A 16,272-nucleotide genomic window follows, 5' to 3' on the forward strand; every position below is an offset into this window, starting at 1 on the left:
CTGCAGATGTCCAGATGATTAGGCTCGAGGTCAAAAGCGGTACATCCAGCGGAAAACACCTCGACTCGTCCGCGGATGTGCTGCGGATCGGTCGAGCCGACGACAACGATCTCGTCCTGTCGGACGGCCTCGTCTCGGGCCAGCACGCCAAAATCGTCTACGCGGCCGACCACTACGTTCTCACGGATCAGCGCTCCACCAACGGCACGGCCATCCTCCGGCAGGCGGAGCGCGTGCCGCTGGACGCGGGGAACAACTTCCAGGTTGCGCTGGCCAACGGCGACGTCATCGAGTTGGGCAGCGGCGAACACGCGGTCTCGCTCGGCGTCACGGTGAAGGACGACCCCGACGACGCGCGGGTCGTCGCCGTGCGCCGCATCGAGGAGATGACCGCCGGCGGCCAATTCGAGCGCCACGGCGACCGCCTGAAGACCCTGTACGAAGCGCAAACGCGCATCGGCGCCGCCGGCGAGCTCACGGAAGTGCTCATCGCGATCTGCGACGCCGTGTTCGAGCTCGTGCCGCGGGCGACGCACACGACGATCATCCTGCGCGACGACGACGAGGAGGGCGCACGCGCCGGCAGCGCGGGGTACGTGCCCGTGATCACGCGGCTGCGCGGCCAAGAGGGCGCCGGCAGCGGGCCGATCCCCATCACGCGCAGCGTGTTCCGCAAGGTGGTGAGCGAGCGTGCGGCGGTGCTGGCGGCCGACGCCACGAGCGAGGTGGGGCAAACGGAGTCGCTCATCGGCGCGCGCATCCGGTCCACGCTGGGGGTGCCCTTGTGGAAGGGCGAAGAGATCCTCGGCGTGCTGCAGATGGACAACCGCGAGAGCGCGGGCGTGTTCACCAACGGCGACCTGGAAATCGTGGGCCTCATGGCGCACAACGCCTCGCTGGCCGTGGCGAATGCGCGCCTGGTGAAGCGCCTGCGCGCCGCCGAGGAGCGGCTGAAGAAGGAAAACGCCTTCCTCAAGGGGCGCGAGGAAACGCGACGCACCGGCGGCCGTGGCGGACAGCAGGAGATCATCGGCCATGCGGCGCCGATGCGGCACCTCTTGCAGCAGCTCGACAAGGTGGTCGACACACGCGTGACGGTGCTCATCGAGGGCGAGACCGGCACCGGCAAGGAGCTGATTGCCGCCGCGGTGCACTACCGTTCGCGGCGCCGCGACAAGCTTTTCGTCGGGCAAAACTGTGCGGCCATGCCGGAGAATTTGCTCGAGAGTGAGCTCTTCGGGCACAAAAAGGGCGCGTTCACGGGCGCCCACGAAGAGAAGAAGGGGCTCTTCGAGATCGCCGACGGCGGCACCTTGTTCCTCGACGAAGTGACGGAGATGCCTCTGTCCTTGCAGTCCAAGCTGCTGCGCGTCCTGCAGGAGGGCGAGATCCGCCCCATCGGCGCGACGCAGGAGCGGCGCATCAACGTGCGCATCGTGGCGGCGACGAACCGGAACCTCGAGAAAGAGGTCTCCGAGGGCCGCTTCCGCGAGGACCTGTACTACCGCTTGAAGGTGTTCCCCATCCGCGTGCCGCCGCTGCGCGAACGGCGCGAGGACATCCCGCTGCTCGCGACGCACTTCTTGCAGCGCTTCACCACCGAGATGGGCAAGCCCGCCGCGGGCTTCTCGCAGCAGGCCATGGAGCTTTTCCAGAGCTACGACTGGCCCGGCAACGTGCGCGAGCTGCAAAACGAAGTGCAGCGCCTGGTCATCCAGATCGACCCAGGCGGTTTCGTCACGCCGGAGCTGCTCTCCCCTCGCCTGCGCCAGATCGAAGGCGTCATCGAGCGCGTGCGCCCGACCAAGGGCACGCTCAAAGAGATGATGGACCAGCTCGAGCGATGGCTGCTCATCGAGTCGCTGCGCGAGCACCAGAACAACAAGACGGCCGCCGCGAAAGCCTTGGGCATCACCCGCGAAGGCCTGCACAAGAAGCTGCGCTCGTTCGGGCTTTAACTAGAACGAGACCCATGGTCTCTGCGGACCTTCTTCACGGCCTCCAGGCCTTCGTCGTCACGGCCGATGCCGGCAACTTCACGGTCGCGGCCGAGCGGCTCTCGCTCACGCGCTCGGCGATCGGCAAGGCCGTGGGGCGGCTCGAGCGGCGGTTGGGCACGCGGCTCTTTCATCGCACCACGCGCAGCCTCGGTTTGACCGACGAAGGGCGCACCTTCTACGCGAGCGCCGTGCGCGCCTTGGCGGAGCTCGAAAAGGGTGAGGCGGCGCTGGCCGCGCGCAAGGGCGTGCCTTCGGGGCGCGTGCGCATCGATCTGCCGGTGTCGTTCGGCCAGCGGTGGGTCATGCCCGTGCTCCTGGAGCTCGCAGAGCGCCATCGCACGTTGCGCTTCGACGTCTCGTTTTCCAATCGAAAGACCGACTTCGCGCGCGATGGCATCGACCTCAAAGTGCGCGTGGGCGCGCTCGGCGACAACGTGAACCCCATCACGCGTTACCTCGGGCGGCAGGACACCGTGGTCTGCGCGACGCCGCATTACCTCGACCGGCACGGCCGCCCGCAAACGGTGGCCGATCTGGCCGAGCACGACGCCATCATCGATCGCCGCGGCGGCACGGCGTGGTCATTCACCGCCCCCGATGGCACGGAGCAGTCGGCGGCCATGCGCGCACGCTGGCGGCTCGATCGCGCCGAGGCCATCACCGACGCCGCCTTGTCGAACCAGGGACTCGCGCGCCTGCCCACGTGGCTCGTCGCCGAGCACCTCGCATCGGGCGCCCTCGAGGCCGTGCTCCCCGGCTACACGGGTCGCAGCCTGCCCATCCACGCCATGTGGCTCGGCCCCGCCACCCTCAAAGTCCGCACCGTGGTGGATGCACTGGTGCAGCGCTTTCTACCGAACGCCCCCTGGGATCTGTGACCATTCGCTGGCGGGCGCAAAGCGTGCAATTTCTCCCGGCACCGTGACCGGGCTCGCGTACGGCGCGTCGGGCGCGACGTCGAGCAGCGGCAGGATCGCGAACGCGCGCTCGTGCACGCGCGGGTGCGGCACCGTGAGACCCGGAAGGTCGAGCGCGACATCCTCCGCCCATAGAATGTCCAAGTCGATCGTGCGCGCTCCCCATCGCTCACGGCGCACGCGGCCCAGCGACGCTTCGATGGCTTGCAGCTTCTCGAGCAACGCGGGCAACTCCGCGGGGGCCCAACGAAGCAAGAGCGCGGCGTTCAAGTAATGCGGCTGCGGCGGCCCCACCGGTGCCGTCTCGTAGACCCACGACGCAGCCACGACCGGCGTGATCTCCGCCGCGATGCGCTGGGCCGTTTCACGCAGCGTAGCCAGCCGATCGCCCAGGTTCGACCCAAGTCCAACGACGACGCGCACACTCATTCGTCAGGGACGCGAGCCTTGCAGGCGCAAGGGATTCGTCAACCGGCCCGTGTAGCCTCCGTTGACCTGGCCGTTCTGCACGAAGAAAAAGTACGCCGGGTCGGCATTGCCATCGACGTAGCCCGACAGCTGAATCACGGCCCCCGGATCGCTGTCGAACAGGATGCCGGCGACGGCCGTGGTGGTGACGGTATGCGCCCCCACGTCGGTGCCGTTGCTGCTCGCGTTGACGCTGTCGCTCGTGAGAAGGCGATCGCCGCGCACGTTGGAGACTTTGCCACTTTCGACGTGCACGTCCACGTCGAAGGTACAGGGCCGGTGGGCCTTGTCGCGGTTCGTATCGCACGTCCACCAGATGTACCAATGGCCCCCGGCGGAGTACTCGGTGTAGATCCCCACGCCCTCGCCCGGGTTCGCGTTCAGCGTTTGGTCCGTGTCGACTTCCGCCAGAATCGGCGTGGTGGTGCCGCTGTTGGGAGGCGGTGTATTGACCCAGCCGCCGTAGGCGTCGCCGTGGCGCCAATCGTCGTCGTCCTCACAGCCCGTGCTGGCCATGGCGAGGCACGCAAGAGCGGGAACGCAGAAAGCGATGACGGACGATTTTCGAAGCATGGGACTCTCCAAAGGTATCCAAAAAGATTAGCGCGGGCGGCTTATCGATCGAGCACCGCCGAGGGAAGGCGCCGCGGGGCTGTGACCACCACCACCTCCGCCAAAGCTTCCACCGCCATGGAACATCGGCGAGGGCGAATGATGAAACACCGGAGGCGGCGGAGGTGAATACGTCGGGGCGCGGTAGGGGGCGCTGATCGAAGGCGTCGAGTGGAACGTAGGGGTCGGCGGAAGGCTCGACGAGGGCCCAAACATGGGCCGCGGCATCGACGGACGGCTGATGGCCGCCGGGCCCGGGCCCGCATAGGGCGCGATGTACGGCCGCGGCACCGCGGAGACATGGTCCGGAAGACGGGTCGGTCCCGTCGGGAAGACCCCCGCCGGACGGCTGACGCTCATGGTCGAAGGCATGGGTGTAGGCGGAGGCGCGAAGCCCTGCGGCGGCCGCGCCCCCACCGCCACCGCGGTCGATGGCGTTGCAAAGGCACGGGCCCGGGAAAGCCCGGAATCGCTGGCCGGCGGCCGCGCGATGGCCGGCTCGGCATATCCAAGCGACGCCGGCGGCGGGCCATGCCCCGCGCCCGGTCGCGCTGCAACGCGATCGCCGCCCACCGTGGGGGTCGCGATCGAACGAGCGCCGCCCACCGTCGGATCCGCCGGGTAATACGGCCTCGTGTTCGCCGCGATGGGCGGAACGCGCGCGGGCGGAACGATGCGCGTGGCAATCACCGGGCTGAACACGTCACGGTGCGGGCAGTAATAATACGTTGGGGTCGGAGCCACGTAGAAGCCTACGGCATAGCCACCGCGCCAGTACCAGGTGGGCGCCATCGGAGCCCAGCCGATGTAATCGTAGGCCCCGTATCCCATGCGCCACGTGACCCACGCTCCACGGTACGTGCGCCCCGGGATCCAGCTCCAACCACGCCCTGGAATGAAAACCCACCGGCCGTAGTGGAAGGGAGCCCAGCCCCAGGAGTAGTCGGAGACCCAAACCCAATCGTCATCGTAGGACCAATGCCCCGCGCTGACGTACGGCGCGAAATCCGCCCCCACAACCTTGGCGGACGGCACCCAAACGACACCGTAGTTGGCGTCTTCCACCCAGTTACCGTAGGGCTCCAACGTCGACCGGAACTCGGTCAGAGCCGTGGGATCCGTATCGGCGTAGGTCTTTTCATCCACCCCGATGGCAATCTCCGGTGGCGGTGCGGGGGGATTTGCCTCGAGGCTCGCCGAGCGCGTGGTGGATTCTTCCGCGGGGGCGGAAGACGGGTACGCCGCGGGTTGATCGTAGGCCTCGGCACATCCGCCCAGTGCGAACACGAACGGCGCAAGTAGCAGGAGAGGACGGCCCAAGTAGCAGACAGCCCGCAGTGAACCGGCATTGCAAAGCGAACCGATTTTCATGTGAGCTTCCCTCCTCGACCTCGAAATCCTTCCCTAGTGTGCCTCTTTGTCGAACTGCTTGCCATTAACGCGCCAGCTTGCTTCATCCAAGCAAGTGGGGCGGAATGTTCGTGAGCCCCAGCGGGGTTACCAACAGGCGAGCATGCGATTTTCATCCCGCCGACAAAGTTCGTCCAACCGACAAGGTGCGACGTTCCGACATGCCAAGCAAGGGCCCTGACGCCTCGGCCTTCGGTAGGGGGTGTTCTTTCCCTGCCGTGTTATCCTGTGAGAATCCAAGCTGGCGAGACGGGCGAGAATCCAAGCTTCTGACTAGCTCACAAAGCTCACAAAGCTGACAGAGGAGATACGGATGGCTGAAACACGCACTTCGATGACTGAGCGAATCGCCGCAATGCAGGACTACGCCCTGTACCGCGAGCTGCATTGGGAGGGATCGTTCGAAGAGTACTTGGAAGTCGTGCGTCAACGGCCGCAGATCACGCGGAACGCGTACCAGCGCGTTTACGACATGATCATCAGCTACGGGACCGAAGAGTACATCGACAACAAGAAGAAACTGGTTCGGTACAACTTCTTCAAGGACGAGCTCAACAACGGCGCCAACGCCATTTATGGGCTCGACATCCCGCTGATGCGGCTCGTTCACGTGCTCAAGGCCGCATCGGAAGGATACGGCCCCGAAAAGCGCGTCATCCTGCTCCACGGGCCGGTGGGTTCGTCCAAGAGCACCATCGCGCGCCTGCTCAAGCAGGGACTCGAAGCCTATTCGCGCACCCCCGACGGTGCGCTCTATTCGTTCGACTGGATCAACCTGCAGGGCACCGGCCTCACGGGCAGCGAAGCGGAAACCTTCTCCAGCCCCATGAACGAAGAGCCTCTGCGCCTCATCCCGCCGGAATGGCGCACCCGCGTCATCAACGAGCTGGGGCTGTCGAACGATCAATTCAAGGTTCGCTGCGAAGGCGATCTCGACCCGGCAAGCCGCTTCATCTTCAAGCATTTGATGACGAAGTACGAAGGCAACTGGGCCAAGATGATTTCGAACCACGTCCGCTGCCGGCGCCTCGTGCTCTCGGAGAAGGACCGCGTGGGCATCGGTACCTTCCAGCCGAAGGACGAGAAGAACCAGGACTCGACGGAGCTTACGGGCGACATCAACTACCGCAAGATCGCCGAGTACGGGTCCGACTCCGATCCGCGCGCGTTCAACTTCGACGGTGAGTTCAACATCGCCAACCGCGGCATCGTCGAGTTCATCGAGGTGCTCAAGCTCGACGTGGCCTTCCTCTACGATTTGCTCGGTGCTTCGCAGGAGCACAAGATCAAGCCGAAGAAGTTCGCCCAGACGGACATCGACGAGGTGATCATCGGCCACACCAACGAGGCCGAGTACAAGAAGCTCCTGAACAACGAGTTCATGGAAGCCTTGCGCGATCGAACCATCAAGATCGACATCCCGTACATCACGAAGCTGAACGAAGAGATCAAGATCTACGAGAAGGACTTCAGCACCAAGAAGATCAAGAACAAGCACATTGCGCCGCACACGTTGGAGGTGGCTGCGATGTGGGCGGTGCTCACGCGCCTCGAGGATCCGAAGAAGCACAATCTGTCGCTCGTGCAGAAGATGAAGCTGTACGACGGCCGCGTGCTCCCCGGCTACACGCAGGACACGGTGAAGGAGCTGCGCAAGGAATCGAAGCGCGAAGGCATGGAAGGCATCAGCCCGCGCTACGTGCAGGACAAGATTTCCAACGCGCTGGTGAACGACGCCGGCGAAGGGACGATCAATCCGTTCATGGTGATGAACGAGCTCGAAAAGGGCCTGCGTCACCACTCGCTCATCACCAACGACGAGCAGCGTAAGCGCTACGGCGAAATCATCAGCATGGTGAAGCGCGAGTACGAAGAGATTGTGAAGAACGAGGTGCAGCGCGCCATCAGCGCCGATGAAGATGCCATCGCGAAGCTGGCGGCGAACTACATCGACAACATCAAGGCGTACACCCTCAAGGAGAAGGTCAAGAACCGCTACACCGGCCAGGACGAAGAGCCGGACGAGCGCTTGATGCGATCCATCGAGGAGAAGGTGGACATCGCCGAGAACCGCAAGGACGACTTCCGGCGCGAGATCATGAACTTCATCGGCGCCTTGGCCGTCGAGGGCAAGAAGTTCCAATGGTCGACGAACGACCGGTTGCGGCGCGCGCTCGAGTTGAAGCTGTTCGAGGATCAGAAAGACTCGATCAAGCTGAAGACCCTGGTCGCCGCCGTGGTCGACAAGGACACGCAAGAGAAGATCGACATCATCAAGTCGCGATTGATCAAGAATTTCGGCTACAACGAGGTGAGCGCGACGGACGTACTCAACTACGTCGCATCGATCTTCGCCCGCGGCGACGCCAAAGACTGATAGAGAACCCCTTCAGCAATGGCTAGCCTCAAGAAAACCCTGATGAAGCAGGGCATGAAGTGGATGAGTGACCCGCGCGTCATGAAGTTGATGCAGGACGAGCGGGTCATGAAGGCGGTGATGACCGCCATGAGCATGCCCGGCAAGGTGCAGACTTTCACCCAGGAGCAGGCCGAGCGCATCGCCAAGGCGATGGCCCTGGCGACCGAGGACGAGGTGAAGGATCTGAAGCGAACGGTGCGCCGCCTCGAAGAAGAGGTGGCGCGCCTTCAGCGCGACAGCCGCGAGACACGCGGAGAGGCGCGCGACAACGGCGAGCGCACCGCAACGAAGCGTCGTTAGAGCGAAGCCGGAATCGAATTAGGCGGCGCGCTTGTCGAGCCAGGAGCTGACGAGCGACCAGGTGCTGAGCGGTGCTTCGCGGCCCATGAGCAGATCGATGTGGCCGAAGGGCACCGCGCGGTACGTCTTGTCGGAGGAGCGGCTGCGCAAGAACGCGGGGCGCACGCTCGCCGGCGGCGCGATGTCGTCGCGCTGGCCGGAGATGACGAAGAGCGGCACGTCGTGCTTCTCGAAGCGCTCCGCATAGTCCGAGGCGGCGCCGCCGAAGCGACGCTCGTTGGCCCACTCGAACATGTTCACGAGGTCGTGCAACATCGCGCGGTCGAAGGCGAGACGCAGGTGCTCGTCGAGAACGTGCGGCTCCAGCGCGCCGACGTGCCATCCGCGCAGCGGAATGGGATAGAGCGGACTCTCGGCAACACGACGGAAGGTGCGCATCAGCGACCCAATGGGACGGATGGCCACCGGGAGATTCCACGGACGCACACCCATCGCCGAAATGGCCTTCCAGAAGAGCGCGAACGTCTGCAGCGACCACGACCCATTGGTGAAGTGGTAAGGGCTACCTATTCCGACCACGCCGGCGACCAGGCCGGAAAGCTCGGGCGCACCCGCATAACAGATGAGCCCTCCCAGCGAGTGGCCCACGAGGAAGACGGGTCGGTTGTGGCTAATGCGCGAGACCTCTTCCACCGCCGCGGGCAAATCCTCGCGCACGTAGTCATCGATTCCACATGAGCCGACGCTGGTGAGCTGCCGGGTGCGGCCGTGCCCACGCAGGTCCACGTTGAACACATCGAAGCCGGCGCGCGCGAGATGATTGGCCAAGCTGCGCGAAGGCAGATGCCACGCATACCGATTTTGCCCGAAGCCGTGCACCAGGAGCACCGGTGAGCGCGTGCCGCCATCGTTCGCTGCCCAACGTTTGCGCACCATGGCGAGCGGCACCCGCCCGGACGTCACCACCAATTCTTTGTGAAACATCCCGCTTTGATTGCGGTCGATGGCTTGCTTGGTAACGCGTCCGTGGAGAATCAAGAGGTGGCTTACTCCCTCCCCCCCTTTTGATGTTCTTCAGCTTAGCATCGGGGGCGGCTCGAGCGAACAGTGCTGAAACAATGCCGATACATAGGTGCAAGAATGAAACCGACCTCACTTAGCCTGGAAGCGGTTCGCCGCGTACCCAAGGTGCTCCTTCACGACCACCTCGATGGCGGGCTTCGTCCGTCGACAATCATCGAATTGGCGGCGAAAGTGAGTTACGACGCACTGCCCCATACGGACCCCGAGGCGCTGCGCCAGTGGTTCATTGGGGAGGCGAATTCACACGCACTATTGCGCTATCTGTCCACGTTTGCGCACACCACCGCAGTCATGCAAACGGTGGAAGGCCTTTCGCGCGTGGCGGCGGAAGCGGTGGCCGACTTCGATGCGGACGGCGTCGTGTACGCGGAAACGAGGTTCGCGCCCGAGCAGCACCTGACGGCCGGGCTTACGTTGGATGAGACGGTGGACGCCGTTCTTGCCGGCCTGCGTGAGGGCGAACGCGCTGCGCAAGGCCGGGTGCGCGTCGGATTGCTCTTGTGCGCAATGCGTCACTCATCGCGGGCCATGGAAATCGCGCAGCTGACCGTGCGCCATCGCCATCGCGGGGTGGTGGGATTCGATATTGCCGGTGCGGAGGTTGGTTATCCGCCCATTGCCCACCTGGAGGCTTTCGAGTTCCTACAGCGCGAGAACATGCCCATCACGGTGCACGCGGGCGAGTGGCTGGGACCGCGCCCCTTCGAGCAAGCGATCCATCGGTGCGGCGCATGGCGCATTGGCCACGGGATCAGCATCGCTGCGGAAATCGACGAAGCATCCGGCTCGTCCAGAATGAGCCACCTCGCAAGCTACGTGCGCGATCGGCGCGTGCCGCTGGAGGTCTGTCCGACGTCGAACCTGCAGACCGGTGGGGCCTACAGCTACGCGACGCACCCGTTCGGGCGCCTCGATCGACTTGGATTCTGCGTCACCATCAACACGGACAATCGGTTGATGAGTGACACCACGGCGTCGCAGGAGTTTTTGCACTTGGCCGAAGCATTCGGATACGAGCTACGCGATCTTCTGCGATTCACCTGCAATGCCATCGATGGCGCTTTTCTTCCGTATCCGGAACGCGAGCAACTGAAAGATGCAGCGATTCACGCCTACGACAGGGTCGGGTCGATTTCGTAACAAGTCGCGCGAGGCTAAGGGCAATCCCTGGTCATGATGCGAACGTACTCTCCTTTTCTTCTTCTTTGTTTTCTGGGCGTGGTGGCGTGCAGCTCGACACTCGACGTCGGCGATGATCAAAATGACGGTGGCGCGCAAGGCCCTGGCCCGGCGGGCGCGAAACGCATGTTCGTAACGAGTACGGCGTACACTGGAAACCTCGCCGCGCATGGACATGGCGAGACGGTGTCGCCGGAAAATGATCCTGGCGCGAACGGGGCCGACAAGTTGTGCCAAGCCGCCGCCACCGCGGGACGCCTCGGCGGAACATGGAAGGCTTGGATTTCGAGCCACTCACCGGATCAAGACCCCGCAACGACGGCGCACCACGCTCTCGACCGCATCGCCGACGTCGCCGGCGGCTGGTACAATGTCGACCGGACGAAACTGCTGTTCACCAACAAGGCAAACTTGGTCACGATGCCATCGCAGGAGGCCTGGTCCACCGCCGACGAGCTCACGATCGCACTGAAAGACGAAAGCGGGCGTCGGCTCGAAAGGGGCACGCTGGTGTGGACGGGAACGACGACGGGCGGGCGGCTGGCCAGCGCCGACTGCCTCTCGTGGACGGACGACCAGGATCGCAATGGAGGCTCCAAAGGAACCGTCGGCGTCGTCGGAAAGGAACCGAGCACGTGGACCGACGACTCAGGCAGGGGCTTGGGTGCCGAATGCGAGCATGCCGCCCATCTGTATTGTCTCGAACAGTGACGATGCGAAGACGCTTGGCTTGGTGGGCAATCGCCATGGGCAGCGCTGCGTGCAGTTCGGCGCTGGACGTGGGGACGAACATTCGCGATCCGGGCGATGCCGGGGACGCGCAAAAGGACGTCGAAGACCACGCGACCATTGGCCCGCCCGATGCGAAGCGCATGTTCGTCACGGGCGCCGCGTACACGGCCGATCTGGCCACCCAAGGGCGCGGTGAGAGCATTCCGCCGGAGAACGATCCGGGTGCGGACGGTGCCGACAAGCTTTGCGCCTCGGCGGCCGCCGCGGCAAACCTGGGCGGCACGTGGCGGGCGTGGATCTCGAGCCACACGCCCGCCGACAAGCCGGACAAGGATGCGGGCTTCATCGCGCACCACGCGATCGATCGCATCGCCGACGTGCCCGGCGGTTGGTACAACGTTCGCCGCACCGCGCGGCTCTTTGCCAACAAGAGCAACTTGATGACCGCACCCGATGCGCGGGAGTGGCACGCCGGCGCGGGAGGCCCCAGCTTCCTTCGAGACGAATACGGCAACCGCATCGCCGACGGCATTTTCGCGTGGACCGGAACCGACTCCGGCGGCCAGCTCGATCGCAACAGTGGCACGTGCAGAGCGTGGACGTCGGCGAACAATTCCAGCGCGCAGGTGGGCGCCCCCACGGGCGAACCCAATGAATGGACGGATTGGTCGACCAATCCGTGCGAGCGCCAGGGGCACCTTTACTGCTTCGAGCAATGACGCGCGGGTTCGTTCTCGTTGTCTCTCTTCTTTCTCTTCTTTTTCTCGCGCGCGCTGCGTCCGCAGAGACGTCGGCGCGCTTTCGGTACGTGCGTGGAGAAGGGGCGGAGACATGTGGCGACGAAGCGAGCATGCGGCGGGCGGTGTCCGCCCAACTCGGGTACGATCCCTTCAAGGACGATGCGGCCACCGCGGTGCAGGCCACGGTGAGAAGGAAGGGCGAACGACTCGTGGGGCGGGTCGAATTGCACCGGCCGGGCGAGGCGCTCGGCGTGCGCGAGCTGTCGTCGCACGAGATGAACTGCGCAAGTCTTGGCTCGGCGATGGCGCTCACGATCAGCATCGCGATCGACCCGCTCGCCGTTTCGCGGCCGGCGCCTTCGCCGCCCCTGGAGCCGTTGCCACCGCCTTCGGAGCCCGCGCGGCCGGCGGACGTGCCAAAGGACGCGGCGCCCGTCTTGCCGGCGGCGACCAAAACGGAGCCCGCGGAGCGGCCCAAGGTGCGGGTTGGGCTATCGAACCACGGAACGATCGGGCTGGCGCCGTCGGCGGCATGGGGCGTGGGGGCGTCGGTGGGGCTCAAATGGACGCGCCTGTCGATCGCGCTGGAAGGGCGCATCTTTTTGCCGGCGCGGGCCGATCTTTCGACCGGCGGCGAAGTGAACACGTGGACGGGGATGGGCCTCTTGGTGCCGTGCGCGCACGTGAATGTCGCGCAGTTCTGTGCGGTGGGCGCCATCGGTTCCTTGCAGGGCGAGTCGGAGGGGGTGAGCCGCCCGGAAGAGGACCATGGCCTTTATGCTGCATTGGGGGCACGGGCCGGCGTGGAGGTGGCGTTGACCCGGTACATGGCGATCCGCCCCGAGGTGGAGGCCTTGGCCGCGGTGGTGCGGCCGTCGCTCACGTTGAACGGGCGCACGATTTGGACGATGCCGCGCGTGTCGGGGACCCTGGGCCTCGCCGTGATCGTGCAGTTCTAGGGCGCGCGCGACGTGGATTCGCACTTTCAATCCGTCTTCGAGGCCGAGTTCTCCTACGTGTGCCGGTCGCTCCGTCGATGCGGCATCCCCGATCGCGACGTGGAGGATCTCGCCCACGACGTCTTTTTGGCGGCGCACCTTCGCTTCGGGGAGTTCGATCGGGCGCGGGCGATCAAGCCGTGGCTCTTCGGCATCGTCTTTCGCGTGGCCTCGCACCACCGGCGCCGGCCGGGCTACCGCCGCGAAGAACTGGGCAACGAGCCGGTCGACCCGAGCGATGCGGCACCGCTGGCAGACGAGCGGGTGGAGATGTCGCAGAAGCGCGCGCTCGTTTTGGAGGCCTTGGAGGCGCTCGATCTGGATCGGCGCGCCGTGTTGATCCTGCACGATCTCGACGAGCTGCCGATGCGCGAGATCGCGGAGTCGCTCGGCATTCCCATGTTCACGGCGTACTCGCGGCTGCGGGCGGCGCGCACGCAGTTCACCGATGCCGCACGCCGGATTCAGCTTCGTCGAGGTGAGCGATGAGTGAAAAACTCGACCCCATCGCGCCGGACGTCGCGGCATTGCTCGACGCCGAGCGGCACTATGACGACGAGCCGGTGGCCCGCCAAGGGCGCGTGCTCGAACGCCTCGCTGCGACGACGGCGGCGCTTGCTCCCCCGGCCGCGTCTCCTCCTTCTTCTCTCCTTCCCAAGGCCATCTTGAAAACGAAGCTCGCCGTGGCCGCCGCCGCAGCCATGGTGGGGGCCGTGGGCGGTGGCGTCGTGGGCTATCGGCTCGGCGAAAAAGCGCGGCCGCCGGCGCCCGTGGTTTTTGCCCCCGCGAGCGTGATCACGGCGGAGGTGGCGCCGCCCATCGTTGCACCGGATGCAGCGCCGCCGCCGCCATCGCAAGCGTCGGCCGTGCGCCCCGCGCCACCGCCCCGGACGAAAAAGGACGACAGCGCGGATACACTCGCGGTGGAGCTTTCGCTCGTGCAGATGGCCCGGGCCGCGCTGGCACGCGGCAACTATGCCGCAGCCCTCGATGCCACCGAGCAACATGCTCGGGCCTTCCCCAAAGGGCACCTCACCGAGGAGCGCGAAAGCCTGGCGATTCAGGCCCTGGTCGGCGCCGGGCGCGATGCGGAAGCACGGGCGCGCGCGGCGCGATTCCGTGCGAAATATCCGCAAAGTCCCCTTCTGCCCACACTCCCGACGGATTCGCCTTGAGCTAGCTGTGACCACGCAAGGCCACGATGATCTCGATGACGATGAGCACCACCACCGCGACCTCGAGAAGCTGACTCTTACGAAGCTCCGCCTCCCCCTTGAGCATCTCGTAGGCTTCCGAGACCAGCCGCTGCTTCCGATCGATGCTCTCGTTCCACATGTCGATCCGCAAACGCACCACCGCCGCACGGTAAATGCGCGCTGCGTACGTCTCGCCCGCCACCTTGATGGCATTGTCGATGCGTTCCAGCACCTCGCTCAAGCCGAGCAAGTTCCGCATCACCGCATGGGCGAACTTCGCATAGGGGCTGAAGATGACCGCCCGCTGTCGCGTGCGCGACAATTCCGTATAAATACGGCGAAGCTCGGCATCGAGCAGATCATCGTAATAGCGTAAATTCAAAAGAAGCGAATTGGCGAATTCCAAAACGTCGACCAACTCCGCCCCGCCTGCGGGATCCAGCACGAACGCGCTGTTCCAGTCGACGACCACCAGGTCTTCATCCAGGTAGCCAAATGCGTATTGCAGAATGTCCTGCCGCTGCTTGTGGGCCAGCGGCTTGGGCGAGGGTTCGCCCAACATCAACTTGGGAAGACCCGGCCATTGCAAAACCGCCTCGGCATCGAGATCGCCTTCGAGCGCGCGGACGAGCACCACCGTGTAGTCCTCGAATTCGTCCCACACGTGCACGCCGGTGATGGCTCCCCCAACCGCGGCCACGAGGGCATCCGCTTCCCGACGCGCTGTCGCCTCGAGTGTGCTCGACACGTAAAGTTCCTGACACAAGGGGAGAAGCGCTTCCAGCGAGGTTCCCGGCGCGATGGGAAAGGCGTAACAGACGGAAACGGTGCCCGTGGAAAATAGATGTATCGTACATGTTGCCTCGAGCGATCGCCCGAGTGACGGGAGGGTGATATTCCGTTTTCCCAAGGCGACGCGCAGCGGAACGGCGGCAGCATCCATCGTGCTCGTGGGCCGCCGGCCGATGATCGCTTCGGAGGCATCGCAAAGACCCGACGTGCGAGCCAGCCCCGCCGCGCGCTCGAGGGATACATCGTCCCCCACGTCGAACATACGGTAACAGAGAACCGATCCTGCCCGCACGACCGGTGCGGTCATTTGCGCCCTCCATGAAGGAGCATCATCAGATGGACTGCGGGGTCATGGTTAGGTGGTATACGATTGAGCCAGAACGCAGCCCCGCCAAACGAGGACTCATGAGAGCTCATCGCCTGCGCCTTCCTTTCGTGACTTCGACCATCGTCTTCATTTTTTCCACGTCGAGCTACGCGCAACAAGCCACCCCAAGCGCAGCTTCCAGTGGAACGGCGCCGACCCCGCTGGCCGCGCCGCGGTCGAGTGCGATGCCGGCAGGCCACGTCGACCCGCCCGCCGAGGAACCGAGCAGCAGCAAGGACGTCTACGAGAAACCGGGAAAGGCCTATTACTTCGTCGGCGCCCGCTACCGCGGAACGGTGATTCCCAAGTTCTTGATGAACATCTTCGTCGACGGTGGAAAGACGATTTATTCGAATACGTTCGGCGCGGAATTGGACATTCGAAAAGATGGTTTTTCCTTCATTCCATCCATTACGTATACCGAATATGGCACCGGCGGCGACGTTCTCTTTCTCGAGAAAGGCAAACCGGATACGGCCAACAATTGGTCGCTGGTCAATTCCAGCTTGAAGGGCTTGTACCTCAACGCGGACCTTCTCTGGTCTACGAAGGTCCATCGAAACGTCGATTTCGAATACGGCGTCGGCGTGGGCCTCGGGGTCATTTTCGGCTCGCTGGTGACCAACTGGGTCTACGAGAAGGCGGATGGGCCGTACCAAGCCGACAACGGCAAACGCTACGCATCGTGCAACACGGAGAACGACGATCCGAGCTCGGTGCACGCTTGCACCAAGGGTGCACACTCCAACTCGAGCGTGGCCAAGGTCAATCAGTACGAGGAGTCGAGCTGGGTCAACGGCGGCTCCAAGCCCAATCTGTTCATTCACCTGGCGGTGCCGCAGATTGGCGTGAGAATCAAGCCGGTAAAAGAAGTCGTGACGCGACTCACCGTCGGATTTTCACTCACCGGCTTCTTCTTTGGCCTGAGCGCCAATTACGGCCTGGAAAAGGTGCTGGACAAGAAAAGCGAGAAGCCCTGAGGCCGCGTTCTGTGACATAAATCAGAACCGGCATCGATGGTCCTGCTTCCGCCTAGATACGAAGCAAAACATCCACTGG

The 16,272-nt window shown here is 64.4% G+C and carries 16 protein-coding genes; 11 read left to right on the forward strand and 5 right to left on the reverse strand.

Annotated elements, in window-relative coordinates; genetic code table 11:
• The first annotated feature begins 14 nt into the window (after positions 1 to 14).
• Both LZC95_40205 and LZC95_40210 read left to right on the forward strand, forming a co-directional pair.
• Positions 15 to 1,958, forward strand: a complete 1,944-nt coding sequence (locus LZC95_40205; GenBank protein ID WXA92658.1) for a sigma 54-interacting transcriptional regulator — start codon at positions 15 to 17, stop codon at positions 1,956 to 1,958.
• A gap of 14 nt (positions 1,959 to 1,972) precedes the next feature.
• Positions 1,973 to 2,878: a LysR family transcriptional regulator gene (locus tag LZC95_40210; protein WXA92659.1), complete on the forward strand. Its 906-nt coding sequence runs from the start codon at positions 1,973 to 1,975 to the stop codon at positions 2,876 to 2,878.
• On the opposite strand, the gene folK is transcribed toward LZC95_40210, so the two are convergent.
• The 3 genes from folK to LZC95_40225 are packed head-to-tail and all read right to left on the reverse strand — an operon-like array spanning position 2,852 to position 5,368.
• Positions 2,852 to 3,346, reverse strand: a complete 495-nt coding sequence (gene folK / locus LZC95_40215) for a 2-amino-4-hydroxy-6-hydroxymethyldihydropteridine diphosphokinase (protein ID WXA92660.1) — start codon at positions 3,344 to 3,346, stop codon at positions 2,852 to 2,854. The two genes, LZC95_40210 and folK, sit on opposite strands and share 27 nt — an antisense overlap.
• Before the next feature lie 3 nt (positions 3,347 to 3,349).
• A complete protein-coding gene (locus tag LZC95_40220) occupies positions 3,350 to 3,958 on the reverse strand; it encodes a hypothetical protein (protein ID WXA92661.1) in 609 nt (202 codons plus the stop codon).
• A gap of 27 nt (positions 3,959 to 3,985) precedes the next feature.
• The gene (locus tag LZC95_40225; protein WXA92662.1) at positions 3,986 to 5,368 is read right to left on the reverse strand and encodes a hypothetical protein; all 1,383 of its coding nucleotides are present in this window, start codon (positions 5,366 to 5,368) and stop codon (positions 3,986 to 3,988) included.
• A 352-nt stretch (positions 5,369 to 5,720) separates the two neighbouring features.
• On the opposite strand from LZC95_40225, the gene LZC95_40230 reads away from it, so the two are divergent.
• Positions 5,721 to 7,784, forward strand: coding sequence for a serine protein kinase (locus tag LZC95_40230; protein ID WXA92663.1), 2,064 nt, complete (start codon positions 5,721 to 5,723; stop codon positions 7,782 to 7,784).
• Between the two features lie 18 nt (positions 7,785 to 7,802).
• Positions 7,803 to 8,126, forward strand: a complete 324-nt coding sequence (locus tag LZC95_40235) for a hypothetical protein (protein ID WXA92664.1) — start codon at positions 7,803 to 7,805, stop codon at positions 8,124 to 8,126.
• A gap of 18 nt (positions 8,127 to 8,144) precedes the next feature.
• On the opposite strand, the gene LZC95_40240 is transcribed toward LZC95_40235, so the two are convergent.
• Complete coding sequence (locus tag LZC95_40240) at positions 8,145 to 9,164, reverse strand: lysophospholipase (GenBank protein WXA92665.1); 1,020 nt, start codon at positions 9,162 to 9,164, stop codon at positions 8,145 to 8,147.
• Between the two features lie 102 nt (positions 9,165 to 9,266).
• Between LZC95_40240 and LZC95_40245 the strand changes: the two genes are divergently transcribed.
• From LZC95_40245 to LZC95_40270, 6 genes are read left to right on the forward strand one after another with little or no spacing between them, the layout of a single operon-like run.
• Positions 9,267 to 10,349: an adenosine deaminase gene (locus tag LZC95_40245; GenBank protein WXA92666.1), complete on the forward strand. Its 1,083-nt coding sequence runs from the start codon at positions 9,267 to 9,269 to the stop codon at positions 10,347 to 10,349.
• 33 nt (positions 10,350 to 10,382) lie between these two features.
• Entirely contained in the window at positions 10,383 to 11,099 is a 717-nt protein-coding gene (locus tag LZC95_40250) for a DUF1554 domain-containing protein (GenBank protein ID WXA92667.1), read from the forward strand.
• Positions 11,096 to 11,839 carry a hypothetical protein gene (locus LZC95_40255; GenBank protein WXA92668.1) on the forward strand — a complete coding sequence of 248 codons (744 nt, stop codon included), beginning with the start codon at positions 11,096 to 11,098 and terminating at the stop codon, positions 11,837 to 11,839. Before LZC95_40250 ends, LZC95_40255 begins: the two co-directional genes overlap by 4 nt.
• Entirely contained in the window at positions 11,836 to 12,819 is a 984-nt protein-coding gene (locus LZC95_40260; protein ID WXA92669.1) for a hypothetical protein, read from the forward strand. Before LZC95_40255 ends, LZC95_40260 begins: the two co-directional genes overlap by 4 nt.
• A gap of 12 nt (positions 12,820 to 12,831) precedes the next feature.
• Positions 12,832 to 13,347, forward strand: a complete 516-nt coding sequence (locus tag LZC95_40265) for a sigma-70 family RNA polymerase sigma factor (protein WXA92670.1) — start codon at positions 12,832 to 12,834, stop codon at positions 13,345 to 13,347.
• Complete coding sequence (locus LZC95_40270; protein WXA92671.1) at positions 13,344 to 14,033, forward strand: hypothetical protein; 690 nt, start codon at positions 13,344 to 13,346, stop codon at positions 14,031 to 14,033. The genes LZC95_40265 and LZC95_40270 overlap by 4 nt, the downstream gene beginning before the upstream one ends.
• A 1-nt stretch (position 14,034) precedes the next feature.
• On the opposite strand, the gene LZC95_40275 is transcribed toward LZC95_40270, so the two are convergent.
• Entirely contained in the window at positions 14,035 to 15,153 is a 1,119-nt protein-coding gene (locus LZC95_40275; protein ID WXA92672.1) for a hypothetical protein, read from the reverse strand.
• 98 nt (positions 15,154 to 15,251) lie between these two features.
• Here LZC95_40275 and LZC95_40280 point away from each other — a divergent pair, with 98 nt between their 5' ends.
• Entirely contained in the window at positions 15,252 to 16,193 is a 942-nt protein-coding gene (locus tag LZC95_40280) for a hypothetical protein (GenBank protein WXA92673.1), read from the forward strand.
• Positions 16,194 to 16,272 lie beyond the last annotated feature (79 nt).

Source organism: Sorangiineae bacterium MSr12523 (assembly GCA_037157775.1).
GTDB classification, from domain to species: Bacteria; Myxococcota_A; Polyangia; order Polyangiales; family Polyangiaceae; genus Pendulispora; species Pendulispora brunnea.

Bases quoted from the DNA above. Each gene is read 5' to 3' on its own strand.
- LZC95_40235 (WXA92664.1), top strand. From the start codon at position 7,803: ATGGCTAGCCTCAAGAAAACCCTGATGAAGCAGGGCATGAAGTGGATG.
- LZC95_40260 (WXA92669.1), top strand. From the start codon at position 11,836: ATGACGCGCGGGTTCGTTCTCGTTGTCTCTCTTCTTTCTCTTCTTTTT.
- LZC95_40225 (WXA92662.1), bottom strand. From the start codon at position 5,368: ATGAAAATCGGTTCGCTTTGCAATGCCGGTTCACTGCGGGCTGTCTGC.
- LZC95_40270 (WXA92671.1), top strand. From the start codon at position 13,344: ATGAGTGAAAAACTCGACCCCATCGCGCCGGACGTCGCGGCATTGCTC.
- LZC95_40205 (WXA92658.1), top strand. From the start codon at position 15: ATGATTAGGCTCGAGGTCAAAAGCGGTACATCCAGCGGAAAACACCTC.
- LZC95_40230 (WXA92663.1), top strand. From the start codon at position 5,721: ATGGCTGAAACACGCACTTCGATGACTGAGCGAATCGCCGCAATGCAG.
- LZC95_40275 (WXA92672.1), bottom strand. From the start codon at position 15,153: ATGACCGCACCGGTCGTGCGGGCAGGATCGGTTCTCTGTTACCGTATG.
- folK (WXA92660.1), bottom strand. From the start codon at position 3,346: ATGAGTGTGCGCGTCGTCGTTGGACTTGGGTCGAACCTGGGCGATCGG.
- LZC95_40210 (WXA92659.1), top strand. From the start codon at position 1,973: ATGGTCTCTGCGGACCTTCTTCACGGCCTCCAGGCCTTCGTCGTCACG.
- LZC95_40250 (WXA92667.1), top strand. From the start codon at position 10,383: ATGATGCGAACGTACTCTCCTTTTCTTCTTCTTTGTTTTCTGGGCGTG.
- LZC95_40245 (WXA92666.1), top strand. From the start codon at position 9,267: ATGAAACCGACCTCACTTAGCCTGGAAGCGGTTCGCCGCGTACCCAAG.
- LZC95_40280 (WXA92673.1), top strand. From the start codon at position 15,252: ATGAGAGCTCATCGCCTGCGCCTTCCTTTCGTGACTTCGACCATCGTC.
- LZC95_40220 (WXA92661.1), bottom strand. From the start codon at position 3,958: ATGCTTCGAAAATCGTCCGTCATCGCTTTCTGCGTTCCCGCTCTTGCG.